Raw genomic sequence first — 24584 nt, forward strand, 5'->3', positions numbered from 1 at the left:
AGGATGGAGAACATGACCCGCGAATTCGACGAGTTGGTGGCTGAAGCGGACGCGGCATCCGTGGACGGCTGGGACTTCTCGTGGCTGGATGGGCGGGCCACCGAAGCCCGACCGTCCTGGGGGTTTCAACGCCTGATGAGCGAACGGTTGGCGACGGCATCGTCGGCGCTGGACATCCAGACCGGTGGCGGTGAAGTGCTCGCCGGGGCGGCGGTGTTCCCACCGGCCATGGCAGCCACCGAATCCTGGCCGCCCAACCTCGACCGCGCAACCCGCCTGCTGGGACCACGTGGGGTCGTCGTGGTCGCCGATCCCGATGAGCCGCCGCTGCCGTTCGCCGACGCGGCGTTCGAGCTGATCCTCAGCCGGCACCCGGCCACCGTGTGGTGGGACGAGATCGCGCGCGTGCTGTGCCCCGGCGGCACGTACTTCGCCCAACATGTCGGACCGGCAAGCGTTTTCGAGCTCACCGAGTTCTTCCTCGGCCCGCAGCCGCAGGCCCGTCGGGCCCGTGATCCCGACGTCGAGTGCGCCGCGGCGCGGGACGCGGGCCTCGACATCATCGACCTGCGTGCCGAGCGGCTGCGCATGGAGTTCTTCGACATCGGCGCGGTGGTGTATTTCCTGCGCAAGGTCATCTGGATCGTGCCCGGCTTCACGGTCGCGGCCTGTCGCGACACACTCGCCACACTGCACCGGCGGATCGAGGCCGACGGATCCTTCATCGCGCACTCATCGCGGCACCTGATCGAGGCGCGCAAGCCTGGATGAGCGTTACCCTACCGAGGTGGACGCCCTGGTCGGACTGCTCGACGGCGTACGCGCACGGGGCGCCTTCGTATTGCGGCTCCGCATGGATCCGCCGTGGTCACTGGCCATCCGCGACGAAGCGCCGCTGGCCCTGATCTGCCAGACGCGCGGCGACGCCGTCATCGTCGGTGAGCACAGCGGCACATTGCATCTGGGCCCGGGCGATGTGGCGCTGACCCGCGGCACCGAGAACTACGTATTCGCCGACGATCCGGCTACGCCGCCCTCCGTCGTCATCAACCCCGGACAGCAGTGCACCACTCTGTCCGGCGAGGATCTGCAGTTCGAGATGTCGCTCGGGCTACGCAGCTGGGGCAACAGCGCCGACGGGGCCGCGGAGTCGATCGTCTGCGCCTACGAAGGCCGCAGCGAGGTCAGCGCCCGCCTGCTCGACGCGCTGCCGGCCGTGCTGGTCCTTCGCGCCGAAGAGTGGGACACCCCGCTGATCGATCTGCTGTCGGCCGAGGCCGGCCGCGACGGGTCCGGGCAGGAGGCCTATCTGGATCGGTTGCTCGACCTGCTGCTGATCGCGGTCCTGCGCATCTGGTTCGACCGAGACGGCAACGCACCGCCCTGGTGGCAGGCCGAACAGGATCCCGTCGTCGGGCCTGCCCTCAAGCTGATCTACAACAATCCGGCCCACCCCTGGACCGTGTCCAATCTCGCTACGGCAGTGGGATGTTCACGTGCGGTGTTCGCCCGCCGGTTCACCGATCAGGTCGGTGAGCCGCCGATCGCGTTCCTCACCGGATGGCGTCTGGCGCTTGCGGCGGACCTGCTGCGTGACAGCGAGGCCACGATCGCCGCCGTCGCCCGACAGGTCGGCTACTCCACACCGTTCGCGTTGAGCAGCGCGTTCAAGCGGTCTTACGGGGTCAGCCCGAATGCGCATCGGGAGCAGGCTGGTTGACCCGCGCTGCCACCGCCCCCGCGATCGAGGTGGTCGCAATGGTGACCAGCGCACCGAGCATCAGCGCCGCAGGCTCACCCGGCGCGAGCAGGTGCTGCTCGGTGCCCAGGGTCGCGGCGGCGACTGGCACGCCGAGCTGGGCAGCGGAGAACACCGCCAGTGTCACCGGCTGACCCAACAACCGGCCGGCGCCGTGGGCAAGCACCGCACCGAGGCCCAAAGCCATACCGAGCGCGATGAATTCGGGATGGTCGGCCAGTTCGCGTACCTGTAACGAAGCGCCGAGCCATACGAAGAACAGCGGGCCGAAGAATCCGTCGGTGATGCCGAACAATTGCCTGGCCAGCCGGCGCGGCTCACCGATGGCGGACACCACCAAGCCGAGTGCGAACCCGGCCAGCATGATCGAGACGTGCGTGCTCAACGCGACCGCCGAGAGCCCGAACAGCAGGATCAGGCTGAACCGCAGCTCGAGCGCGAACTCGTGCTTCTCCGAGTAGTGATGCACGCGTTTGCGCAGGCCCCGCGCATACCCGGCCCGCAACACCAGGAACAGCACGGCTGCGCAGCCCGCGATGGCGAGTGCCCCGAGCGCTGCCCGCGGTGCGCGCTGGATATCGATCACCAACGGCAGCAACACGATCGATGCCGCATCGGCAATGGCGATCTGGGCGGTGACCGACAGCACGTGCGGTCCCTTCAGATGCAGGCTGTCGATCACCGGCAGTGCGAGCGCAGCCGACGACGACGCCATCAGCACGGCATACAGTGCGGCGTGCCCCGTCCCGAACGTGTGCGCGATGACCACCCCGAGCACCGCGGCCACCGCACCCACCAGCACCGCGCGCAGGAGGGCCTTGGGAATCGCGGCGCGGAGCGTGGTGTCGCGCACCGGCACATGGGTGCCGACGACGAACATCACCAACGCGAACCCGATGTTGGCCAGCAGCGTGAACGTCGGATCGCTGTGGTCGATGACCCCGAATCCGGTTCTACCGAATACGATTCCGGCGACCAACTCACCGATGATCACCGGCACCCTCAGCCGCGGCACTGCGGCCAGGACCGGGCCGGTCAGGCCGATGATCGCGATCAGCGCCAGTGTGTGAAAGCCGAAGCCCGCCATGGGCTGGGACGTTACTTACCCGCTGATCCAGTTGCCGTGAAATCCGTAGGGAACACGCTGCGGCAGTTTGATGGTGGCAATGGGCTTTCCGCTGAAGTCGGATGCATCGAGGATCACGAGGTCGCTGCCGTCCCGCTCGGGGTTGTAGACGTAGCCCAGGTACCAGCCGTTGCTCTCGTCGGCCGGACCCGCGCCGGGGACGAACACGGCTTCCCCCGGTCCGCCGGATCCGAGTTCGTGCCGCACTCCGGCGCCGGTGGTCAGGTCGTAGCGGATCCAGGCGTTGTCCGCGACGGACACCGAGTACCGGGCGGGCAGACCGGCCAGCCGATCGTCGATGCGCGGGAACTCCACCCCGAGGTCGTCGAGCCGGCGTTCGCGCACGGTCCCGGTACTCAGGTCGATCCGCCATTCCCACAACACACCCTCGACGTCGAACCCCCCGTGGCTACGCCACATTTCGGGGTAGCGAACTGCCTGCAGCACAATCGAACTACCGTCATCGTGGGCATTGACGACGTGGAACACGTAGCACGGATCGATGTCGAACCACCGGATCGGCGAATCGGGATCGTCCCGGCGCAGCACGCCGAAGCGGGCGCCGTAGTCGTCGCTCCAGCGGTAGGGCATGTCGCCTTCACCCTTGACCGCAATGTCGAGGTCGAACACCACCGGCAGGTCCATGAAGACAACGTGGCCCGCGGTCATCGCGAAGTCGTGCATCATGGTGTGCGCCTTGACATCTACCGGCCGGTTAATGGTCAGCTCACCGTCGGCGTCGGCGCGGTGATAGGTGACGTAGGGCTCGAAGATGCTGCCGTATCCGAAGAAATGCAGCTCGCCGGTCGTCGGACAGATCTTGGGGTGCGCCGTCATCGAGTCGACGAGCTTGCCGCCGAAGTCGTAGGCGCCCACGGTTTCCAGGTCATTGGTGATCTCGTAGGGCAGTGAGGATTCCACGAGCGCCAGGGTTTTGCCCGCGTGGTTGACCACGTGGGTGTTGGCGACGGCCGAGCGCAGGTTGCGGGTGCCGTCGGGGTTGTACAGGGGAAAGTCCTTGGTGAAGCTGTCGGTCCGCACCCAGCGGTTGCGGTACCACTTTGCCGCCCCGTTTTCGATGCGGATGCCGTGGATCATGCCGTCACCGGTGAACCAGTGTTCTCCTGCCTGGCGGGGGTTGGGGCCGTTGCGCAGATACCACCCGTCGAGTTCGGCGGGGATGGCGCCGTCGACGGGCAGGTCGTATTCGGTGAGTTCGTCGGCGACAGGGGCGTAGTTGCCGCGCCGGAAGAAGTCGCGTTCGCCGATGGGCAGGGCTGAGGTCATGCACCCAACGGTGACATTCCATAACTGACATGTCAATAGTGGAATGTAGACTCGCGGCATGAGTCTGCGAATGGCGGCACTTGGCCTGTTGGCACAGCACCCCGGCAGCGGGTACGACCTGCTCAAACGGTTCGAGAAATCGATGGCGAACGTCTGGCCGGCCACCCAGAGCCAGCTCTACGGCGAGCTCAACAAGCTGGCCGACACCGGCCTCATCGAGGTCTCCGCAATCGGCCCGCGAGGCCGCAAGGAGTACCGCGTCACCCCCGCCGGCCGCACCGAACTGGAGCGCTGGATCACCAATCCGGCCGACGATCCGCCTGAGCGCAGCGCCGGGCTACTGCGGGTGTTCCTGCTCGGCGAATTGCCCCGCGACCAGGCGCTCGACCATCTCGAGGCACTGGCCGCCCACTCCGAATCCGAGGTTGCGCGGCTCAGGGAACTGGAGGCATCCATCTCCTGGGCCGACACCGACGAGGACCGGTACGGGCACGCGGCCCTGGAGTACGGCCTGCGCTTCAACGCCATGCAAGCCGAGTGGGCGCATTGGCTCACCAAAACTATCGACAACCGATAGATTGCGATATATCGTTGACGCATCGGAAGCGTTGTTAAATGCTTCCCCACCGACAACGAAGGACTACCTCCAATGACCAACCCATTCAATTCACCCGGCGGCTTCGGCTTCGTACCCCTTGGCCGCGAAGAGGCCCGCCTCATGTTCCACCAGGCCCGCGCCGCACGCCGCGACATGCGCCAGCAGATGCGCGCCCAGGCCCACGCGGCCCGCGAGCAAGGCGCCGACGCCACCTGCGAGACCGGCTTCGGTGGCCCAGGCTTCGGACCCGGACGCGGCTTCGGACCCGGTTTCGATCCGCGCGGCGGCCTCGGCTTCGGATTCGGCAACCTGGGCGGCCCCAGGGGCCGGGGCGGACGCGGCGGACGACGCGGACGACGCGGCGACGTCCGCGCGGCCATCCTGACCCTGCTGGCCGAACGGCCCATGCACGGCTACGAGATGACCCAGGAGATCGCCGCCCGCAGCCACAACCTGTGGAAGCCCAGCCCGGGCTCGGTGTACCCCACCTTGCAACTGCTGGTCGACGAAGGCCTGATCACGCCGGCCGAAACCGAGGGCAGCAAGAAGACTTTCGAGCTGACCGAGGAAGGGCGTCAGGCCGCGGCAGCGATCGAGACCGCGCCCTGGGACCAGATCACCGAAGACGCCGACCCGGCTGCGATGAACCTCCGCGGCGCCCTCGGCCAGCTGATGGCCGCCGTCGGGCAGTCGAGCTTCACCGCCAGCGAGGACCAGCAACAGCGCATCCTCGACATCGTCAACAATGCCCGCCGCGAGGTCTACCAGGTCCTCGGCGAGGAGTAGCGGCCCGTAGGCTGCCTTTGTGAGCAGCCTCGTCACAATCATCGCGCCGGCCGTCGTCGCAGTCTTGACCGCGGCCGGCGCGATCATCGGTATCCAATTCCGTGATGTCGACGCGTACGAGCGCCGGCGCGGTATCTGGCAGTGGCTTCTGGTCCTACTCGCCGCGGCCGCGACGATGGGGGCCATCGGCTCGGCATCCGGTGTCGGTGCCGGGGACCTCCGCGAAGCCATCATCATGGCGGTGGTCGGCGTGGCTGCCGTCGTCGTCGCCCATGTGATGTGGCGGCGGCGCGTCCCTGACGCCGAGCCCCGCAATATCGCGATCGCGACGACCGCCGCCGCGTGTGCGGTCCTGGTGATCGTTGGGATTACCGCACTGACGTACACCGGGAACAAGGGCTGCCGGCAGGCCCAACTACTGGTGGACTACACCCGCGCGAGCTCCGGCGCGATCATGCCTGCGTTCGAGGCCAACAAGGGCCCGACGATCGGCGACTTCGAGAACTGGTCGAAACTCATCCGCGAGGCGGCCGACCAGGTGACCGACGGGGAGATCGGCCCGCACGCCCACAAGATGGGTGAGTTGGCCGGACAGATCACCGACGCCGTCCGCAACAAGGACAAGGCCACCCACGCTGTCCTCGGCGCACAGTATTCCGACGAGTTCAACGCGATCATCGCCAAATGCCAGCGGTAGTAGGTCAGTCGATCTCGACCCAGTCCAGGGTGCGCGAAACAGCTTTGCGCCAACCGGCGTAACCCCCGGAGCGCTGCTCGTCATCCCACTGCGGGCCCCAGCGCTGGCCTTCCTGCCAGTTGGCCCGTAGATCTTCGGGGCCCGCCCAGAATCCCACCGCGAGCCCGGCCGCATACGCCGCTCCCAGCGCCGTGGTCTCGGCCACCACGGGTTTGACCACGTCGACGCCCAGCACGTCGGCCTGGATCTGCATGCACAGCGCATTGGCGGTGATACCGCCGTCGACCTTCAGAACCTCAAGGTGCACACCGGAATCGGCTTCCATGGCCTCCACCACGTCGCGGCTCTGATAACAGATCGCCTCCAGGGTGGCCCGCGCCAGGTGGGCGTTGGTGTTGAAGCGGGACAGCCCGACGATGACGCCCCGGGCGTCCGAGCGCCAGTACGGGGCGAACAGCCCGGAGAAGGCGGGTACGAAGTAGACGCCGCCGTTGTCGGGCACCTGCCGGGCCAGCGCCTCACTCTGTGCCGCACCGCTGATGATGCCCAGCTGATCGCGCAGCCACTGCACCGCCGAACCGGTCACTGCGATCGAACCTTCAAGAGCGTAAACGGGTTTCGAGTCACCGAACTGGTAGCACACCGTGGTGAGCAGTCCGTTGTCCGAGCGCACGATCTTCTCGCCGGTGTTGAGCAGGAGGAAGTTGCCCGTGCCGTAGGTGTTCTTGGCCTCGCCGGGGTCCAGGCACACCTGACCCACCATGGCCGCCTGCTGGTCACCGAGGATTCCGGTCACCGGTACCTGCCCGGCCAGCGGCCCGTTGTCGCGGGTGCTGCCGAACGAGGCCGGGTATGACGACGGCTTGATCTCGGGCAGCATCTGCCGCGGAATGGAGAAGAACGACAACAGCTCGTCGTCCCAGTCCAGGGTTTCCAGGTTCATCAGCATGGTGCGGCTGGCGTTGGTGACGTCGGTGACGTGCACACCGCCGCGGTAGCCACCGGTGAGGTTCCAGGTCACCCAGCTGTCGGGCGTGCCGAAGATCGCGTCACCGTTCTCCGCGTCGCGCCGGACTCCTTCGACGTTGTCCAGGATCCACTGGATCTTTCCGCCCGAGAAGTAGGTCGCGGGCGGCAGCCCGGCTTTACGGCGGATCACGTCGCCGCGGCCGTCCCGGTCCAGCGCGGCGGCGATGCGGTCGGTGCGGGTGTCCTGCCAGACGATGGCGTTGTGGTACGGCCGGCCGGTGTGACGATTCCACACCAGCGTGGTTTCCCGCTGATTGGTGATGCCCAGCGCGGCAAGGTCCCCGGCCACCAGGTTGGTCTTGTTCAGTGCGGTCATGATCGCCGCGGAGGTGCGTTCCCAGATCTCGACCGGGTTGTGTTCCACCCACCCGGCCTTGGGGAAGATCTGCTGGTGCTCGAGCTGATGGCGACCCACCTCGGCGCCGGCGTGATCGAAGATCATGCATCGGGTGCTGGTGGTGCCCTGGTCGATTGCAGCTACGAAGTCCGCGGACATTCGTACATGATGGCTTACATGGCTCCCGACCCCTCAGATATCGACCGGATGCCCCGCGGCGGGTTCCGCGCGTCGTGCCTGGACCGGCTGCTGGAGACGGATCGGCAGGAGTATCTGGACCGCGACGACGTGGATACCTCGATCAAGAATCAGGTGATCGGCGCGCTGGACTGGACCGGCCGGTTCTTCAAGAACCATCAGCGCTTCGCCGCGATCGCGCTCGATCTGCTCGCCGACGTGCCCGATCCGCGAATTCTGGAGTTGGGTGCCGGGCACGGCGGGGTGTCGCGTCAACTGCTGGCCGACCATCCGTCCGCGCGGGTCACCGTCACCGACCTCGATCCGGAATCGGTGGCCCGCATCGCCGCGGGTGACCTCGGCAGCCATCCCCGCGCCGAGGTCCGCCAGATGGATGCCACCGAGATCGATGCCGCCGACGGCAGTTACGACCTCGTCCTGTTCGCCTTGTCGTTCCACCATCTGCGCCCGGCGCAGGCCGCGCGGGTGTTCGCCGAGGGCACCCGGGTTGCCGAAACGCTGCTGATCATCGACCTGCCGCGACCGCCCGCCCCGCTGCACCTGTTGCGGCTCGCGACGATGCTGCCCATGGCCGCGGTGCTGCCGTTCGTGCACGACGGGGTCATCAGCTCACTGCGCAGCTACAGCCCCTCGGCACTGCGCAGCCTGGCCCGCCACGCCGACCCGTCGATCGAGCTCACGCTGCGCAGCGGACTGAACCAGCCGCAGGTCGTCATTGCCAGACGCGGCCCGTGAATCCCGTCAGGCGCGTCTCTGGACCTGCGGCGCCACCGAGAAGAGGTCGGCGACGGTGGAGGCCAGTTCCAGGAACGCCTGCCGGGTGGGCCGGCCGAGGAAACCGAGGTCCACCTCGGCACCTTCGGCGAGGTGATCGTCGAACGGAATCACGTGCAGGGCCCGCACCCTGGGCAGGAAATGGTTCGACAGCTGCCCCATGTCGAGCCCGAGTGCGCCCGGGCGCGAGGCACTGACCACCACAACCGCTTTCGGTACCAGGTGTGAATAGCCGTTGCGCTCAAGCCAATCCAACGTCGCGAGGGCGCTACGTGCCGAGTCGATGGCAGGCGATGCGACGATCACGATCGCATCCGCCACATCCAGCACTCCCGCCATCGCCGAGTGCACCAGCCCGGTGCCGCAGTCGGTCAGGATGATGTTGTAGAAGCGCTGCAACACACTCAGCACACCGCGATAGTCGTGCTCCGAGAACGCCTCCGAGGTGGCCGGGTCGCGCTCGGAGGCCAAAATCTCCAGGCGGCTGGTGCTTTGGGAGGTGTGGCGGCGGATGTCGGAGTACCGCGATATGCCGTCGTCGAGGAGCACGTCGCGCACGGTGGAATGGCATTCGTTGGGACCGCGCTGGGCGAGCGTGCCGAAGTCCGGATTGGCGTCCACCGCGATCACGCGATCGCCGCGGGTCGCGGCCAGGGTGGCCCCCAGCCCGACGGTGGTGGTGGTCTTGCCCACCCCGCCCTTCTGGGACAGCAGGGCGATGTTGAACGGCCCGCCCACCACCGGCTGGTTGACCCGATCCATGAGCGTCTTGTGGGTGGACTCTTGTTCGGAGACACCGGGATTCATGCCGGTGGCCCGGTAGACGGCCTTGCGCCAGCCCGACTTCGGCGTGGGCGCGGCACGGACCAGGCCGAGTTCGCCGTTGCTGGGCACCACCGACGGGCGCTGACCATCTGCGGTCCGCGGTTTGATGGACGTGAACGGAGTCGGCTCCGGCGGCCCAAGGCTCAACCGCTCGTCGTCGCTGTCGGTCATGGCTACTTCCCTTCCGTCAACTCGATGCCGTCATGCCGAGCACCTGCTTGAGTGCGGCCCGCATGTCGACCGGTTCGATCCGCATCAGCTGCGTCTCGTCGAGATCCGACAGATTCATGCCGTGGATCTCACTGAGCCGGTATTCGCGTTCCTCTTCCGCTGCCTCGATCACGTTGCGCACGAACCGGCCGTTGCCGGCCAGATCGATACCGGGGCGCAGTTGTCCCGATGAGTCGAGTGCCTCGCTCTGACACAGCGTGACGCATGCGGTGACGAGTTCTTCGTAGGCGGCCTCGGACAATTCGGAATCCCTGGTGCGGGCGACGAGCTTGCCGATGTCCCCGAGTTCGTGCGGACCGTAGGAGCCGAACCGGATTCGTTTGGTGAACCGCGACGCCAGACCGTCATTGGAGGCCAGGAAGCGATCGATCTCGGCGTCGTAGCCGGCGATGATCACGACGAGGCGGTCGCGGTCGTTCTCCATTCGGGCCAGCAGGGTGTCGACGGCCTCACGGCCGAAGGCGTCGCCGCCGGACAACCCGGTCTGGATCAACGTGTACGCCTCGTCGATGAACAGCACCCCGTCCATCGCCGAGTCGATCAGCGCGGTGGTCTTGATCGCGGTACTGCCGAGATGTTGGCCGACGAAGTCGTGGCGCTTGGCCTCCACGATGTTGGGCGTGCGCAGCAGCCCCAGACCGCAATAGGTCTGTGCCACCACCCGGGCGATCGTGGTCTTGCCGGTGCCGGGCGGGCCGGTGAACGCCAGATGCAGACTGCGCGCCGCCGAACTGAGCCCCTTGTCCCCGCGAACCTTTGCCAGCATCGCCGCCGACTTCAGTTTGGCGACTTGGAGTTTGACCTCTGACAAGCCGATCTGGCGATCCAGTTCCTGCTGTGCCGCCTGCAGGTATTCGTTGCCCCGCTCCGACAGATCGTCAGCCAGGAGGTCCTCCGCCGACGGCACGCTGGCCGGGTCCCAACGGTCGGTGCGCGAGTCGACGATCTCCTTCGAGGTGACCACCAGCCGGTACTTGGGATCGGCCAGCGCTGCGGCGTTCGCCTCGAATCCGGGGTCCTCGCTGTAGATCCGTTCGAAGATCACCCGGGCGTCCTGCTCTTCGCCCATCTCCCGGAGGGTCAGCCCCTTGCAGAACTCCGCGGCACGCCGCGCTCCCGGAACCGGGCCCTCGATGGCCCGGTCGAGTCGGCGGATGCCCTCCCCGAACAATCCCATCTGCGCGCACGCCGATCCGACCATCAGATCGGCGCCGGCGCCGATGTAGTTGTCGGTGAACGATCCCGACCTGCTCAGCGCACTCAGCACGTCGGGCCAGCGCTGCGTCGTGAAGTGCAGTACGCCACGGATATACGCACAGATCTCGCCGGTGTCACCGTCCGTCGCGGTCGTGGCCTGCTCCAGCTTGTCGAGCACCTGCTCAGCCTCGTCGAAATCTTTGGCGCCGATCATGCTGGCCGCGTAGGCAAGCCACATCTCGGTCTTGGTGCTCAACGGGTAGTCGAGGTACAGCCCGGTCTGGAAGCGTCCACTCAAGGACCGTTGCGGCAGACCGAGTCGGCGCTGTTCGCGGAACAACGAGAGTGTGCTGGTTCGGTACAGGTGATAGATGACCTCGGAGCTGGTGTCACCGGTGGCGGCGCGACCCAACCACGCATCGCACATATCCGGGTCGTACTCCGTGGCCCGGCGGAACGCGAGCGCCGCGTACGGCAGGTCGCGCTCGGTCTCCAATCCGTCGATGGGAATGCCGAGCGACAGCACTCCGGCATCGAAAACCCGCTGCGCATCGGTGGATCCATTCATCGGAGGTGACACATCTCCTCACTGCACGGTCAGCCGCGACTCGCCCGCTGTCTCACCAGTGCGTCCCGGTTGAGCTCCGGACGGACGCCCGCGAGTGTACTAAGTTGAGCAGAATGGCACAGCCGGTGCAGTCAGCTGGCGGAACGATTTCGGTGCACACCACCGAACGCGGTCTGCCGGTAGCCCTTCGCCTCGACCCCGTCGAGTTGAAGAAGCCGTCCACACAACTGGCCGACGAGATCATGGCGCTGTGCCGCTTGTCGGCGGCACGGGCCCAGGTCGAGCGCAGGCGTGAGCTGGCCGAAAAGGGTTACAGCACATCGGTCATCGATCCGCTGCAGCTGGCGACCGAGGACGAGCTGGCTCACGCCGAGGACGAGGTCCTCGGCGAGGAGGGCGAGCTCCCGTCCACCTGGGGCAGGTCGGTATGACCGGGCTCGCCGATTCCCTCCTCGGCCGCATCCGCAAGCAGCGTGACCTGGTGCAGGCGATGGATGAGCACTGCCAATCGATTTCGGCGCGTGTCACCAGCCGTGACGGGAACGTCAGCGCCGAGGTCGACGGCATGGGTGCGATGACCGGGCTGTGGCTCGGGCCCACCGCGCACAAGCTGGGCGCGGACGGGCTCGCCAAGCTGATTGTCGAAACCGCCGGCGCTGCCGCGCAGGTGGCGGCGGCCCGCCAGCAGTATCTGTCCCGGGAATTCGCGCAGCGTCTGCAGGAATTGAACGAGGCTCCGCTGACGCGCTGGGACGGCAGCGCTTTCGAACCTGAGCGTTAGCCTGCGTCGCTGGGCAAACCACTCCGGCCAAGACGGGCTCGACCAACCGGTTGACCTCTGAACTGCGACGCAGCACCCGTCACGTCGGCAGAATGCGCATGAGAATCGTTTATCCAGCAATTTTTTCCATTGCGCTAATTACCAAAACGAACGATCTACACGCGTTATTCGCGGAAAATTCAGTTAGCTGCGCACGGTGGGCGCGGCTATAGTTTATTGGTCTCGTGCCCACACAGCCCCCGCTTCCAGCTGGAAAGGTATTAGCACGATGAGCAACATTTTCGCCGCCCAACCCTCGGGGATGGCTACCTTTTCCGCTGCGAACGAGGCGGCCGCATCCGCGATAACCACAGCTGGATCGGCCGACTCAGCGGCGATGCTGATGTCCGCGGCAGCTGCGCTCGGTCCGATCGGAGCGGTCTACCTGGCGGCATTCGGCCCAGCTCAAGCCAACAATCTGGCCGGCACACTGCTCGTCGGCGGAGTGCACGCCGCCACCGGAGCCGCCACCGAAGGCGCCCGGTCCGCCGTCCTGTCCAACGACGACGCCTAGGCCGGACGCCATATGCCTACTGTTTTGCCTCCCCAGCCGGTAACCCCAGTTGGACAGTTGGCTCAACGCGTTCCCGGCTACGACGCCACACCGGTTATCGCTGCTCAAGAACAGAACCTGCAAGACTTTCTGAATTTGCCAGTCCGACAAATTCTCGATCGTCTGGGTTTGCCACCAATTGCGGATCAAAAGCCGGCAGAAGAGGCGCCGCCCGAAGGTCAACCCGAACAACAGCCACCCGCAAATCCCATGGACCCGAGCGCGTTGATCAGCCCGGTCACCGATGCGCTCAGCACGCTGGGCAGCGGCATGTTCGACGGGGTCGATCCGACGACGATGCTGCCGGCCATCGCCAAGATGTTCCAGTCGACCGGCGGCCCCATGGCGAAGTCGGTCAGTGCGGCGGGCGATGCCTGGCAGGGCGCGTCCGGCACTGCCGCGGCAGCCAAGACCACGACCGCGATTTCCAACGGAGCCGAGGTCGGTGCCCAATCCGATGCCCTGAGTAGCAGTCTGACCGCGGCCGCCGCCAACGTCGGCCAGTCCAGGGTCCGGCTCATCGCCATCATCACCGAGTTCGCCGCGACGATCGCGGCCATCGGGCCCATGATCATCTTCCCGTGGGGATGGGCCGCGGCAATCGCCGCTGCCAACAAGGCAATTGCCACCACTGCCGAGGTGATGACCGAACTGCAGACTTCACTGGCCACCCAGGCCGCCCAGGTCACTGCCACCGGTGCACCGGTGGGCATCACCGCCGCACCCGAGGGTGCCTCGTCGCTGGCCGGACTGGCCCCGTTGATGCCGATGGCGATCAAAGGCGCCGAGGCAGGGGTTCAGGCCGGGACCGGCGCGGCCTCGGCGGCCAGTCAGAACGCCGCGAATCCCGCCATCGATCCGATGGACCCGGCCGCCGACGCTGCGGGAGAAGGTGAAGGCGACTCCGCGCTCGCGGGCGGGGGAATGGGTGCCGGCGGTGTCGGCGGTGGAATCGGGGGCGGCGGAACGCCCGCGCCCCGGTCACTACCGATGTCAACGATGATTCAGGCCGAAAGTGCAAGCGCCCCAGCACAGTCAGCCGCGCCGCGGGTGGGCGGTGTCGGCTCACCGGGCATGATGGGGGGCGCACCCATGGGGGCGATGGGCGCCGGCCAGGGCGCGAACGCCTCGTCCAGCAACAACCACACGTCGGCATCGTTCCTGCACACGACCGACCAAGGCAGCGAGATCGTCGGCGATCTCGGCACTGCGGCACCCCCGGTACTCGGGGAGGCCGACCCGTATCAGCCCCCGGACGTCGAACTCCGGATCTAGTCATCCCCAACCAAGGAGAACGGTCATGGCCGACAGCGACGGAATGTCCATCCAGCCCGCAGAGGTGCAGGAGATCAGCCGCCAACTCGATGAACTCGCCAACCGGGTACAGCGGGTGATGACCGATGAGGCACCCAACCTCACGGTGACCCCGTCGGCCCGTGACGAGGTGTCGCAACGGGTTGCCCAGACACTCAACGAGGTCCACACCTCGTTCGGCACCTCCACCGATCAGGGTATGGCCGAGGTCCACGAAGTGGCCGCGACACTGCGCGGTCATTCGTCCAACATCGCCGCCTCGGAGGACTTCGCCGGCTGACCTTCACACGCACATCTGGTTCTGTTCTTCGAGGGGAGGTTTCTGGGCGTGGGGTTCACCGACGTTGCGTGGGAGTCACGCAGCACCGAGCAACTGGCGCGTGACCTCACCGAGGGGCCCGGTCCGGCATCGGTCGGCGGTGCCGGCGCGGCCTGGATGCGGGTCGCCAACGAATTGGCCAATGTCTCCGTTGATTTCGACAAGCTCGTGGCACGTCTGGGGACTGCCTGGGAGAGCCAGGCCTCCAGTGCGGCGGCGCAGCGCCTGGAAGAATTCGGCAAGTGGCTGCAGGCGATCAGCCTCAGCGCGGCCGGCAACGGTCAACGCGCCGAGGAGGCCGCGGTCGCCAACACGGTGGCGGTGCTCGCGATGCCCAGCGTGTCGGAGGCCATCGAGGCGAAGACCGCCCAGGACATGATGGCCTCACTGGCCGCTTACAACGGGGCCGTACTGACCGGGACGTTCGCCGAGTTCGACGCAGCCGCAACCGCCGATGCGGCCAACGCTGCGGCCGTCATGCAACAGTACGAGGAGGCGGCGGCACCCCTGGCCCAGCCGTGGGAGCAGCCCCCACCTCCGCAGGTGTCGAAAGGCAATGCGCTGGCGGCCGAACAGGGCGGTGAAGGTGCACCCGGTGGTGGCGGCGCGGCAGCCGGTGGCGCCGCGGCGCTGCCGCCACCGCCGCTGGCGCCGATGTTCGCACCGGGCATCAAGTCGAGTACCGACCCGAAGGCGTTGCAGAAGACCGGATTCGCCGGCACCGGCGGTTCCTCGGGTGCCGGCGGGATGGGTGGCGCGCCCTATGCACCGGTGGGCGCCATGGGCCGTAACGACCAGAGTCGCGACTACGAATCGGTGCAACCCGCGGCGACCCTGGACGGGGCCGGCGAACCGGGTGCCGGGGTGTCCGACGCCGGGCAGGCCTGGCTTCCCACCGCACAGCAGAACGACGCACCGTTCATGGTGTCGAACGTCAGTTGGGGTCCCGACACCGCGGTGTTCGACGAACTCGCAGCACCGGAGGTGCCCGCCGGCGAGGGCTTCGCCGACGCACCGGAGCGCACCCTCGAACAGGTGGACAATCGCTGGGTCACTCCCCCGGTGATCGGCGTCGACCGGGGGCTCAACCTATGACGGCATCGCTTGCTCCACAGTTTGTCCTCACCGATGACGAAATGCATGTTCTGGCTGCGCGTCTCGGAGTCCAGGCGCTACCGGTGGTACTGGGCCTACGACCGCGACACCCCACCCAGACCGCACGGGCCGAGGCCGCCGGTCAAGCCGCTCGGAGGCTGACCGAGCGCGGCCTGCTGTCGGCCGGGGAGGTCGGCACCGAACTCGCCGAGGTCGTGCAATCGCTGCAACGGCCCGACCGTGAGCTCGCGATGCGCCTGGTCACCCCCGATGGCCTGGCCCGCGTCACGGTCGTGCGCCATGGCACACAGTGCGTCTCGGCCTGCCGGGTCGGCGATGAGATCACCTTGGATGTGATCGACGACGGAGCGAACCTGCCCAGCGCCACCGGCGCCCTGCTGCGTCGGCTCCCGGCGTCCGTCCCGGCCGAGATCAGTCCCGTCGGCGCCCCACTGACCGAGGTCGCCCAGGCACTGTCGGACACCCATGACGCCACCGAGTTGTCCGACCGGATCCGGGCTCTCGGAGCCGACACCCGAACCGCGATGATGCTGGGCTCGGCACTGGCCGCACGGTTGGCCTTCGCCGAGATCGTCTACTACGCACTCGATGGCGACGTGGACCGCGTCTCACGTTCCGCCGGGGCGGTCGGCGTCTTCTACACCAAACGCGGACGGATCGTCGGCGCCCCGAGCTCCTCACCCAGCGGGCAGTTGTGGACCACCCTCAAGCCAGGGTCGGATCACACCGTCAAGCAGGCCATCGGCCAGCTTGTCGAGCTGTCCGGCTACAGATGGGGGGACTGTTAGATCCGCTCCGTGTTCAACAGCGAATTCTCAACCACCGTCCGGCGATTCATGCCGGTTCTGACAAAGAGAGGTAAGGCATGACGCTCCATCTGACGCCCGCGGAAGCCCAGAGCAAGATCGAGAACATCGACAAACAGATGATGGATGTCAGGCGGCTGGCTTCCCAGATCCTCGACCAAACCGAGTCGATGACCGCCAGTTCGTGGACGGGCGGCAAGGCGGCGAAGTTTCGCGGCATCATGACGCAGCATCACGAGGACTTCAACTACGTCATCAACAACCTGCAGCACATCGTCGACAAGGGAAAGTCCGACATCAACGCACTCGTCAGCCACGACGCCGACTAGACATCGAAAGGTTTTGATCAATGGATACGGATAGCATTCGGTACCAGTACGGCGCCAACTACGCGTCCCTGGACGACATTCAGGGGATTACCAACAACGCGCAGCAGATGCGTGAGGAAGTCAGCCAGGTGTTCGCCGCGCTGCAGGGCGTGTACGAGGGCGACGCCGCGGCGACGCTGCACCAGAAGCAGACTCAGATCCTGCAGCAGATGGACGCGATCCTCAACGAGATCACCCAGACCCGGTCCGGGGGAAATCAGTCGCAGGAGGACGCCGCGGCGCTCGACAAGCATCTTGCCGGCGGCTTCTAGCACGGCAGCTCGTCAGCGGGCTCGGTTGGCGGCACCATCGCAACCGAGCCCGCTTGCGCGTCCGTCGGCCAGAGAGAAAGGGGCTCAACGTGATCACCGATAAAGTGGCCCCGCTACGCCATGCCGTCGAGCCGTGGTTCATGAGCGGCTTCGAGTTCCGTTGTGCCGTGGAGGCACTCGGCCTCGACCGTCTGCCGTCCCCGCTGTCGTACCGTCATCGTGGACGCACGTATATGTCGGAGGTGGAGTCCGATCGCCGGGAGGCACTGGCCCGGTTGCGTGCCAGCTTGAACCCGAATCGTGTTCGCATTCTTGAGGCTTTGCGGTACCCGGCCTATCTACTGCAGGGGTTCGGTCAGATCGAGGGCGGCCAGATCTATCGATTGCTCGGGGTGATAGGCACGACGGGTTACTGCGCGGTCATCACGCAGGATCCCAGTGAGCAACTCATCTTCGGCGAGGACGTACAGATCATCGGTTGTGTGAACATCGATTTTCCGCAGGTTGTCCTCGAAGCGCTCCCCGCGTACAAGCCCGGCACCCGGCCCCGTAAGGAAGAGCTGCTCGAGGACCAGACACCAACCTCGGCGCTGCGGGACGCGGAGATCACCGGGTCGATTCTGCTCAGCGGATCCGCTGAGTTCAGCATGGACTACCAACTACGCGATGCCACCCACCTGACGGTGATCAACATCGCCGATGACGGCGCATATGTGGTCAACGAGGGCACGAATGCGTTCCAGATCATTCCGGCGACCGTGCCCAATCTGATGCAGGTATTCAAGAAGATCGAGAAGCGGCAGTCAGAGGCGTTGACGGAGAAGCTCACTGCAGAGCAAGCGGACCGGGATTTCGATGCCCTACCTTGACACCGTTTCCGTCTACGTGCCCGAGGGCACGGACAGCGGTGGCCGCCCGAAGCATCTTGCGACCGCAGCTTCCGAGATGCAGTCAGTTCACGAGATGGTGGAGAACGCAGCGCGTCAGATCGACGGTTCTGCGCTGTCCGCGGCAGCCGACAGCATGGCGGCATCGTTTCATTGCGGCACCCTGTATCAGGGGGAACATTTCTGGCCGATACAGAATTCACTTCAACAGTCCGTGCTCGGCATGACGTCCGCGGGCTCCGCGACGGAGATCCGGCAGTTCTGTTCCGGCGGGTTGTACGGCGTGATGCTCGCCGACGCGGTGCTGCAGGCAGGTTGGGCCGGCGACTACGCGATGGTGACGGGCGGCGACAGCATCTTCTACTTCGACCGGCACGAGTATGCCGCCAGCCCGGCGACTGAGGGTTCGCTGCTGGGCGACAGTGGTTTCTGCGCGCTGCTGAACCGCGACGATGGATTCGCCCGGGTCGTGTCGGCCTCGGCGCGGTCACACAATCCGTCGGCCGGCATGATGCACGGCCGGGCTGACGGCGCCATCGACGATCCGGCCTTTCCGACCTTGGCAGATTGGATTGCACGGTGGGAGAACTATGACCGCCGTGGTCCGGACACGGTGAGAGACAACGCAATAGCGAGTTTTCGGGTAGCGGTCAGAACCGTCACCGAATGCTATGAACGCGCGGGCCTGAAGCCAGAAGACATCGACTGGTTCGCCCCGTCCTTCATCGAGCCGAGCTACGTCACCGACATGCTCGCGAAGCAGACCTTCCTGCGGCCCGCACCGGGTCTGCATTCTTTCGCCTCGCAATTCGGACATCTGACCGTCTCAGATTTCGGCGTGAACCTCGCCTATCTGATGAACAACAAGATCGCCAAGGCAGGCGACCTCGTCATGCTGTACGCCGCCGGTAATTTCGTCAACTCGGCAGCGGTCCTCCTGCGTATCGAGAAAGAGGTGACCCTGCCATTCAATATGCCGGCGTGACACCGAGATTCGAATGACCGATCACCACGGAGGAGAATCATGACCAACCCATGGGGCGGCCTGGATGCCGCCACCACGAAGAAGCAGCTTTATCTTGATCCCAAGGTCATCTCGACGATCAACACGGTCTACGAACCGTACGAAGAGACCCTTGAAACGCTCATCAGAAATTCACTCGACGAAACCACGGATTACTTCGGCACGTCGGCGAATCCACTGGCGGTCCTCGTTCAGAAACTCTTTGATGCCCGCGGCAAGGAGTTGACCGATTACGCCACGGAGCAGTTGTCGCAGTCGCAGGCCTTCATCAAGACTGCCCGGGACGCAGCAGAGGCCATGCGTTCGAACCAGAACGACTAGTCACACCACGGACGGACGGCGTAGAAGATCATGAGCGGCTTCGGCAATTACCTCGGCGCAACGATGGGCACCAGCACCAACGAAGAGGGCAAAAGTGGCGCCGTCTATGACAACTCGTTCGTCACCAACTCCAACTATCCCAAACGCGCTGCGCTGGTCGATGGCAAAGGCGAATTCGACCAGGTAGAGAAGGGATGGGAGGAAAAGCAGGAGATCGCGAAGTATCAGCCGAAGAGCGATCTGCTCGGCGAGGTGCCCGGCTTGATATCGGACAACAGCACGTACCTGGAGGTCCAGGACAAGCTCAATGGCCCAGGGAAATTGAACTGGGAAGACAAAGAGTTCGTCTTCATGCAGGCGGAGAAGAATTCGCTCAATATCGACGCAATCAGGGACCTGGCGAAGAACTGGAGGGACCGAGGCGATGACATCAAGAAGAACTCGGAGAAGTTCAAGGACGGCGTCAACAAGGAAATAGCCGGAAAATGGTCCGGCGAAAGCGCCGAGGCGGCCGAAGCCGCGTCCGAGCAGGTTACCAAGAGCGCGATCTACGACTTCAAATCGGCGGCCGAAGCCGTAGCGAAACGACTCGATGTGCTGCACGAGGCGTTTTCTCAAATCAAGGGCAGCTTCCCCGACAAGTATGCCAACACCGATTTGCTCGATGACGGAAAGTTCAACAAAAAAGAACTCGATGACGCCATCACCTCATACAACAACAGGTATGAGATCGACGGCAGCGGTCATCTTCGTAAAAGGGATGGCGGGGGTTATGTGACCGCCGCCGACGCTCTCAAAGAGTTGGACGAGATCAACCACTCCATCGAGGCCTATCGGACGGCCGTCCAGCTATTTGAAAACGTCTACACCCCGGCGGTCGAGGCGGTCACCCAGAATTTCCCTCATCTCCCGACCCCGCCGAACATGAAGTACGGGGATCCCACCGGCCCGGGCGGCGACCCCACCGGTCCCGGCGGGCCCGGCGGCACCAAGCCGTTCACCCCGGGTGGCGGTGGAGGCACCAAGCCGTTCGACAAGTCGGCCTTCGACAAGCTGAAAACCGACAAACCCACCGACTTCGACAAGTACCAGCCCATCGACCAAAAGCCGACTGACCAAAAGGATTCCACGACCGATCCCACCAAGGACGCGCTCGACAGCCTGACCGATCCCGTCAAGTCCGCGATCGATTCAGCCACCGGCGCCGCCAAGGATGCGGCCGGCCAGCTCGCGGATGCGATGAAGAACGCGGCACAGAACCCGTTGGGCGACATGCCGAAGGGCCCGCCTGAAGGTGTTCTCGGCCTCGGACCGCAAGGGCTCGGTGGCGCCGGCGCCGGCAAGGGGGCCGGCGGAGCCGGGGGCGGGGTTCCCCTGCGCGGGCTGCCAAGCGCCCTTCCGACGGGAACGCCCGCAACCGCCACCGCGAAAGTACCTGCCGCGGCGGCCGGAGCGGGAGCGGGCCTGGGCGCCGGTGCCGGAAGCCCCGGTGCGGGCGCCCCGGCTGCCGGACAGCGCGGCGGTGATCAGAACGGCAAGGGCCATCAGGTCAACAAGGCATTGCGACGCAAGAAGAACGGCAAAGATGTCATCGGCGACGCCGATGCCTCGGTACCCGTGGTCGGCGCCAATGAGGAAGACGAGCTGCCGGAGAGCGCACCGGTGGAGCAGAACGAGTTCCGCCGCCGCATTCCGCAGCGCGGCAACACCTGGCAACCCGACTCGGCTGTCCAGCCCGGGCCGGCGCGACAGACTCCGGCGCCGCAGTTCACGCCGGGTCGCTCGGAGTGAGGCGTCAGGGTTTGTCTTGTTGTTCCAGGGCGTCGGCGGTGAGCCGTAGGCCGAAGGCGTAGTAGTCGAGCAGGTCGGTCTTCGCGGTGATCGACCCATCGACCCAGTCCAGCTGCGCCTTATAGCCTTTCGCGCCGTCAGCGAACTGCTTGCCGATCTTGTCGTGCCCCCAGGCTTCGCCTTCACCGTGCAGCATCTGCATCAGTCCGGACTGCACGGCTTTCATCTCGGTGCTGACCTCGGCGAGGTATCGGGCGGTACCCCGCAGCTCACTCGGCGTGACACCCAGCGGAATCGTCATCGCACACTCCTCACAGTGGGGTAATCGTCCGGCTCTTGTTCGCCGTCACCGTGCGGCACCGTCACCACCGTCGACAACAGATCCCGGATGTCGGGGGCACCGTCGATGATGTCCGACAAAGAGGGCATCTCCTCACGTCGCTGAGCCAGCGGCGCAAGGAGTTCGGCGACTTTCCGCTCGACGTCGCGGGTGGCGTTCTGGGCCGCAGCGGTGATGTGGTGTCCGAGGTCGGCCAGATCGTGGTCGTCGAAATAGGACTCGCTGACCGCAGTCTCGATGACGACACCGTACGCGTCGACGGTCACCGTGACGGTCCCTTCAGCGGTGGATGCCGCCGAGTACAACCCCGCTCGCGCGGTCTCCACTGCGGCCAGATCAGCCATCTGTTCCTGCACAAGAGCCAATGCGTCGATCAGTTCATGCCGCGCAGCGTCGTTGTCCATATCGTGCTAGTCCCCGTCTCCCCCACTGGCCACCGCGGCGCCACCCCCATCCGGCGTGGAGGCCTTGGCGCTGCGCGCTGCAGCCCTGCCCCGAACGCCGCCCGTGATGGATGTCGGCACCGATCCGAGGACTGAGACGGGGTCGATGTTCTGGCCCGTGGCCAAGGCCCCGGCCACCTTCTTCGACATGCCTGCGACGTATCCGACCGCCGCACCCTTGACCGCCGAATTGCCCAGGGCGCGCTGGCCGTAAATGCTGACGGTGCCCTGGGTTGCACCGCCGGCCAAGTTCGCCAGAGCGACGACGCCGAGCCGGTCCCAGTCGAAGCCCGTCTGATGCCCCTCGGACCGTTGAATTTCCTGAATGAACAGCTCCTGACCCAGCGCTTCGGCCGCTTCGACGCCGGATTTCTTGATGATCCGGTGCACGGTCGTCTTCGTCATCGCCTTGCCCAGGTCGGTCATGACGTCTTTGAGCAGGACCGAGATTGTCTGGCGGATCGCTGCAGCCGTCGTGCCCTCGATGAGAGGTATCTCGGCTGCCGATGCACCAAACGTCACCGAGGTCTGAGCCAGTGCCCAGGAGATCTCGAACGCGGCGATCGCCAAGGACGTCAAGATCTGCAGCTTGGTGTATTCGATGTTCTTTCCGGTACTTTCGGCAAGAGTGCCCAGTGCCGCCATCGCCTCGGCGAGTTTGTCGACCGAGGCGTCCCCGTCGAACAACAATGCGAACTCGCCGTCAGCTGCGCCGGCCGTGACACCCTGCAAGACCGCACTCGTGCTCGCCCGCATCCGGTTCAGTTCGGGTATCAGTGCCGTCAATTGTTCGGCGCGATCAGCCCATTCACCGCCGATGCGGTACATGGCGTCCTCATCGCCTTTCGGCCATTGTGAGCCGACCAGGTAGGACACCCACTGTAAAGGGCCGGGAATCTGCAGGGTCACGCGATCCCCCATCGACGAAAACTTCCATGCAGCATCGCAATTCACGTTATTGCGCGTTACCGCAGACCGCCATGTCAGACGGTCTTGTTCGCCGAGAGTTCAGCTGTTATTGAGCCAACAGTCCCGCCAAGCTCAGCTGGTTGGCCGCCGCATCGACCTGTGCGTCGTCACGGTCGCCGAACACCGCCGCCACGTCGTCGACGGTGGCGGTGTGCTCGGTGGCGACCTCCAGCAGGGCCCGGCACCGATCGAGCGTGGCCGCGCCGGTCTGGTCTGCCATCGCAGCGACCGTGGCCTCCGGCGTCCAGATGTCCGGCACCGGTAGATCGAGTTCACCGGACGTGTCGGCAGCGCCGCGATACCACTGGCCGTTCGCCCACCAGAAGCAGAAACTCAGCAGCCCGTTGCGATTTCGAGTGTTCAGCACCGAGTCGTTGACCCAGGCGGGCGCTCCCCCGTAGAGATCTGGCAGCGGTCCGCCACCGTTGTAGGCAGCGTCGAGTAAGTCGGAGTTCCATTTTCCACCGGAGAGCACCGCGCGGTCCCCCGGCAGCAGGAACAGCGTCGACCCGCTGCGACGGTCACTCTCGAACCAGGCGTAGCCGGGGTAGATGCGTGGACCCCAGCCCGATCCGGTGCCGGCATAGGCGACCGACAACACCGCCCAGCGCGCCAGCAGGTCAGGAAGCGGCGGGATGTGGTCGGTGGCGACGGCGGTGCGGCCTGCGGCCTTGTCGGCGGCCGCGGCGGCAGCTGCTCGGGCGGCATCGCGTCCCTGTGCGTCGGGCCCGGCGGTGTACCCGGCGAGCCACACCGGCACCTGCGTGCGCGGATAGGCGTCGAGGTCGTTGCGGTAGTGCTCGGCCTCCACGATCTGATCGTCTGGGAACGGCTCGTCACCGTAGTCGTAGTCGACCGTCGTCTCACCGCGATTGGTGACGTTCAACAGCAGCCGCCACCACGGTCCGGCACTCATGTGGGCCGCGACCTCTCGTTGTTCACGCACGAGGTCGGCGATCGACTGCGGCACCGGGACCAGACCGGTGCGGTCCTGTGCCCAGAACTGCAGCTGGGCGATCTGGGAGGTGACGGTGAAGGCGAACACCGCGGAGAACTCGTCCCAACCTTCCGGGCCGAGCTGGGCCAGCCGCTGCACGATCGCGTCGATGAGGCGCGACGCTTCCTCGGCCGTCGCGGCATCCGCACTGCTCGGCGCGTCGCCTACCGGCGCGGGTGGCTCGTCGACGATGGTGAAGTCGGCGATCGCCGAGGGGTCGTCGGCGGCGGCGAGCCGGAACTGCTTCTCGAACTCGGCCATGAACGCCGCCTCGTCGGAGGCCGCGCCGCCCGACTGCGCTCTGCCGTTGGGCTGAGCCACAGGCTCCTGCGCGCTGAACTGGTCGCGCGCCTGCTGCGGCGGGATCGACGACGACACCTCTTCGATGCGCCCGGAGTCGCCGACCAGGAAGATCGACCGTCCGACCGGGATGTCGAGGAACGCCATCGGATCGGTGTCGTCGATCTCCACCGGTGCGTACACACTCCAGCCCCGGTCGAAACGATCGGCTGCCAGACCTACGGTCGGATAGTCGAGCCCTCGGGACCTGATCCAGTCGGTGACCAAGGAGATTGCCTGCGCCGCTTCCATTGCCCTACCTTCCCAGCTTCTGCTGTTCGGCTTCGATTTCGTCGGCCAGTGCCGAGCGCTCGGCTTGGTGGCGTGCCAGCAGCTCCGCGCTGAACGCCGTCCAGGCCGCGTCCTGCTCCGGCGTCATCTGAGTGCCCTGCACCTCGGATTCGACATCTGGATGGATCTCCAGGAACTGGTTGAACAACGCACCCATCTCCCGGCTGTGCTTGCGGTTGAGCTCGATTCGTCGCGGATCCAT

The 24584-nt window shown here is 65.8% G+C and carries 29 protein-coding genes; 19 read left to right on the forward strand and 10 right to left on the reverse strand.

Going from position 1 to position 24584, the window contains the following annotated elements:
• Positions 1–12: 12 nt before the first annotated feature.
• Entirely contained in the window at positions 13–771 is a 759-nt protein-coding gene (locus AB0I14_RS22210; RefSeq protein ID WP_358025988.1) for a methyltransferase domain-containing protein, read from the forward strand.
• A 16-nt stretch (positions 772–787) separates the two neighbouring features.
• Positions 788–1720: an AraC family transcriptional regulator gene (locus AB0I14_RS22215; RefSeq protein WP_358025990.1), complete on the forward strand. Its 933-nt coding sequence runs from the start codon at positions 788–790 to the stop codon at positions 1718–1720.
• On the opposite strand, the gene AB0I14_RS22220 is transcribed toward AB0I14_RS22215, so the two are convergent.
• Together AB0I14_RS22220 and AB0I14_RS22225 are read right to left on the reverse strand one after the other, a co-directional pair.
• The gene (locus AB0I14_RS22220; protein ID WP_358025992.1) at positions 1686–2846 is read right to left on the reverse strand and encodes a cation:proton antiporter; all 1161 of its coding nucleotides are present in this window, start codon (positions 2844–2846) and stop codon (positions 1686–1688) included. The genes AB0I14_RS22215 and AB0I14_RS22220 overlap by 35 nt on opposite strands.
• Positions 2847–2861: 15 nt before the next feature.
• The gene (locus AB0I14_RS22225) at positions 2862–4172 is read right to left on the reverse strand and encodes a carotenoid oxygenase family protein (RefSeq protein ID WP_358025994.1); all 1311 of its coding nucleotides are present in this window, start codon (positions 4170–4172) and stop codon (positions 2862–2864) included.
• A gap of 58 nt (positions 4173–4230) precedes the next feature.
• Here AB0I14_RS22225 and AB0I14_RS22230 point away from each other — a divergent pair, with 58 nt between their 5' ends.
• The 3 genes from AB0I14_RS22230 to AB0I14_RS22240 all read left to right on the forward strand — a co-directional run bounded on the left by AB0I14_RS22230 (position 4231) and on the right by AB0I14_RS22240 (position 6253).
• The gene (locus AB0I14_RS22230) at positions 4231–4749 is read left to right on the forward strand and encodes a PadR family transcriptional regulator (RefSeq protein WP_358025996.1); all 519 of its coding nucleotides are present in this window, start codon (positions 4231–4233) and stop codon (positions 4747–4749) included.
• 72 nt (positions 4750–4821) lie between these two features.
• On the forward strand, positions 4822–5556 hold the full coding sequence (locus AB0I14_RS22235) for a PadR family transcriptional regulator (protein ID WP_358025998.1): 735 nt from the start codon (positions 4822–4824) through the stop codon (positions 5554–5556).
• Positions 5557–5575: 19 nt separating this feature from the next.
• A complete protein-coding gene (locus AB0I14_RS22240) occupies positions 5576–6253 on the forward strand; it encodes a hypothetical protein (protein WP_358026000.1) in 678 nt (225 codons plus the stop codon).
• Positions 6254–6257: 4 nt separating this feature from the next.
• Here the strand turns inward: AB0I14_RS22240 and glpK are convergent, their stop codons facing one another.
• Positions 6258–7778: a glycerol kinase GlpK gene (gene glpK / locus AB0I14_RS22245; RefSeq protein WP_358026002.1), complete on the reverse strand. Its 1521-nt coding sequence runs from the start codon at positions 7776–7778 to the stop codon at positions 6258–6260.
• Between the two features lie 9 nt (positions 7779–7787).
• On the opposite strand from glpK, the gene AB0I14_RS22250 reads away from it, so the two are divergent.
• Positions 7788–8552 (forward strand): methyltransferase domain-containing protein, encoded by a 765-nt coding sequence (locus tag AB0I14_RS22250; protein WP_358026004.1) that lies wholly within the window; start codon positions 7788–7790, stop codon positions 8550–8552.
• A gap of 6 nt (positions 8553–8558) precedes the next feature.
• On the opposite strand, the gene AB0I14_RS22255 is transcribed toward AB0I14_RS22250, so the two are convergent.
• Together AB0I14_RS22255 and eccA are read right to left on the reverse strand one after the other, a co-directional pair.
• Positions 8559–9587, reverse strand: coding sequence for a MinD/ParA family protein (locus AB0I14_RS22255; protein ID WP_358026006.1), 1029 nt, complete (start codon positions 9585–9587; stop codon positions 8559–8561).
• Between the two features lie 16 nt (positions 9588–9603).
• Positions 9604–11412: a type VII secretion AAA-ATPase EccA gene (gene eccA / locus AB0I14_RS22260; protein WP_358026008.1), complete on the reverse strand. Its 1809-nt coding sequence runs from the start codon at positions 11410–11412 to the stop codon at positions 9604–9606.
• A gap of 113 nt (positions 11413–11525) precedes the next feature.
• Between eccA and AB0I14_RS22265 the strand changes: the two genes are divergently transcribed.
• The 13 genes from AB0I14_RS22265 to AB0I14_RS22325 all read left to right on the forward strand — a co-directional run bounded on the left by AB0I14_RS22265 (position 11526) and on the right by AB0I14_RS22325 (position 21003).
• Positions 11526–11843, forward strand: a complete 318-nt coding sequence (locus AB0I14_RS22265; protein WP_358026010.1) for a hypothetical protein — start codon at positions 11526–11528, stop codon at positions 11841–11843.
• Complete coding sequence (locus tag AB0I14_RS22270; RefSeq protein ID WP_358026012.1) at positions 11840–12193, forward strand: YbaB/EbfC family nucleoid-associated protein; 354 nt, start codon at positions 11840–11842, stop codon at positions 12191–12193. The genes AB0I14_RS22265 and AB0I14_RS22270 overlap by 4 nt, the downstream gene beginning before the upstream one ends.
• Before the next feature lie 268 nt (positions 12194–12461).
• Positions 12462–12746, forward strand: a complete 285-nt coding sequence (locus AB0I14_RS22275) for a hypothetical protein (RefSeq protein WP_358026014.1) — start codon at positions 12462–12464, stop codon at positions 12744–12746.
• 249 nt (positions 12747–12995) lie between these two features.
• Entirely contained in the window at positions 12996–14060 is a 1065-nt protein-coding gene (locus AB0I14_RS22280; RefSeq protein WP_358026016.1) for a hypothetical protein, read from the forward strand.
• Between the two features lie 25 nt (positions 14061–14085).
• Positions 14086–14379 carry a PE domain-containing protein gene (locus AB0I14_RS22285; RefSeq protein ID WP_358026018.1) on the forward strand — a complete coding sequence of 98 codons (294 nt, stop codon included), beginning with the start codon at positions 14086–14088 and terminating at the stop codon, positions 14377–14379.
• Between the two features lie 48 nt (positions 14380–14427).
• Entirely contained in the window at positions 14428–15513 is a 1086-nt protein-coding gene (locus AB0I14_RS22290; RefSeq protein WP_358026020.1) for a PPE domain-containing protein, read from the forward strand.
• A complete protein-coding gene (locus tag AB0I14_RS22295; protein WP_358026022.1) occupies positions 15510–16322 on the forward strand; it encodes an ESX secretion-associated protein EspG in 813 nt (270 codons plus the stop codon). The genes AB0I14_RS22290 and AB0I14_RS22295 overlap by 4 nt, the downstream gene beginning before the upstream one ends.
• A 77-nt stretch (positions 16323–16399) precedes the next feature.
• Positions 16400–16669 carry a WXG100 family type VII secretion target gene (locus AB0I14_RS22300; RefSeq protein ID WP_055118232.1) on the forward strand — a complete coding sequence of 90 codons (270 nt, stop codon included), beginning with the start codon at positions 16400–16402 and terminating at the stop codon, positions 16667–16669.
• A gap of 20 nt (positions 16670–16689) precedes the next feature.
• The gene (locus AB0I14_RS22305) at positions 16690–16980 is read left to right on the forward strand and encodes a hypothetical protein (RefSeq protein WP_358026024.1); all 291 of its coding nucleotides are present in this window, start codon (positions 16690–16692) and stop codon (positions 16978–16980) included.
• 89 nt (positions 16981–17069) lie between these two features.
• Positions 17070–17849, forward strand: coding sequence for an ESX secretion-associated protein EspG (locus AB0I14_RS22310; RefSeq protein WP_358026026.1), 780 nt, complete (start codon positions 17070–17072; stop codon positions 17847–17849).
• A gap of 304 nt (positions 17850–18153) precedes the next feature.
• The gene (locus AB0I14_RS22315; protein WP_358026407.1) at positions 18154–18852 is read left to right on the forward strand and encodes a 3-oxoacyl-[acyl-carrier-protein] synthase III C-terminal domain-containing protein; all 699 of its coding nucleotides are present in this window, start codon (positions 18154–18156) and stop codon (positions 18850–18852) included.
• Positions 18853–18891: 39 nt separating this feature from the next.
• Positions 18892–19212 carry a hypothetical protein gene (locus AB0I14_RS22320; protein ID WP_358026028.1) on the forward strand — a complete coding sequence of 107 codons (321 nt, stop codon included), beginning with the start codon at positions 18892–18894 and terminating at the stop codon, positions 19210–19212.
• A gap of 30 nt (positions 19213–19242) precedes the next feature.
• Complete coding sequence (locus AB0I14_RS22325) at positions 19243–21003, forward strand: hypothetical protein (protein WP_358026030.1); 1761 nt, start codon at positions 19243–19245, stop codon at positions 21001–21003.
• A gap of 4 nt (positions 21004–21007) precedes the next feature.
• On the opposite strand, the gene AB0I14_RS22330 is transcribed toward AB0I14_RS22325, so the two are convergent.
• The 5 genes from AB0I14_RS22330 to AB0I14_RS22350 form a co-directional block, all read right to left on the reverse strand.
• On the reverse strand, positions 21008–21304 hold the full coding sequence (locus AB0I14_RS22330; protein ID WP_358026032.1) for a hypothetical protein: 297 nt from the start codon (positions 21302–21304) through the stop codon (positions 21008–21010).
• Entirely contained in the window at positions 21301–21747 is a 447-nt protein-coding gene (locus AB0I14_RS22335) for a YbaB/EbfC family nucleoid-associated protein (RefSeq protein ID WP_358026034.1), read from the reverse strand. The genes AB0I14_RS22330 and AB0I14_RS22335 overlap by 4 nt, the downstream gene beginning before the upstream one ends.
• 6 nt (positions 21748–21753) lie before the next feature.
• Entirely contained in the window at positions 21754–22695 is a 942-nt protein-coding gene (locus AB0I14_RS22340) for a hypothetical protein (protein WP_358026036.1), read from the reverse strand.
• 106 nt (positions 22696–22801) lie between these two features.
• Positions 22802–24343, reverse strand: a complete 1542-nt coding sequence (locus AB0I14_RS22345) for a hypothetical protein (RefSeq protein WP_358026038.1) — start codon at positions 24341–24343, stop codon at positions 22802–22804.
• 4 nt (positions 24344–24347) lie between these two features.
• Positions 24348–24584: a hypothetical protein gene (locus tag AB0I14_RS22350; protein WP_358026040.1), complete on the reverse strand. Its 237-nt coding sequence runs from the start codon at positions 24582–24584 to the stop codon at positions 24348–24350.

Origin of the sequence: Mycobacterium sp. NPDC050441, from assembly GCF_040655355.1 — a bacterium.
Taxonomy (GTDB): Bacteria; Actinomycetota; Actinomycetes; order Mycobacteriales; family Mycobacteriaceae; genus Mycobacterium.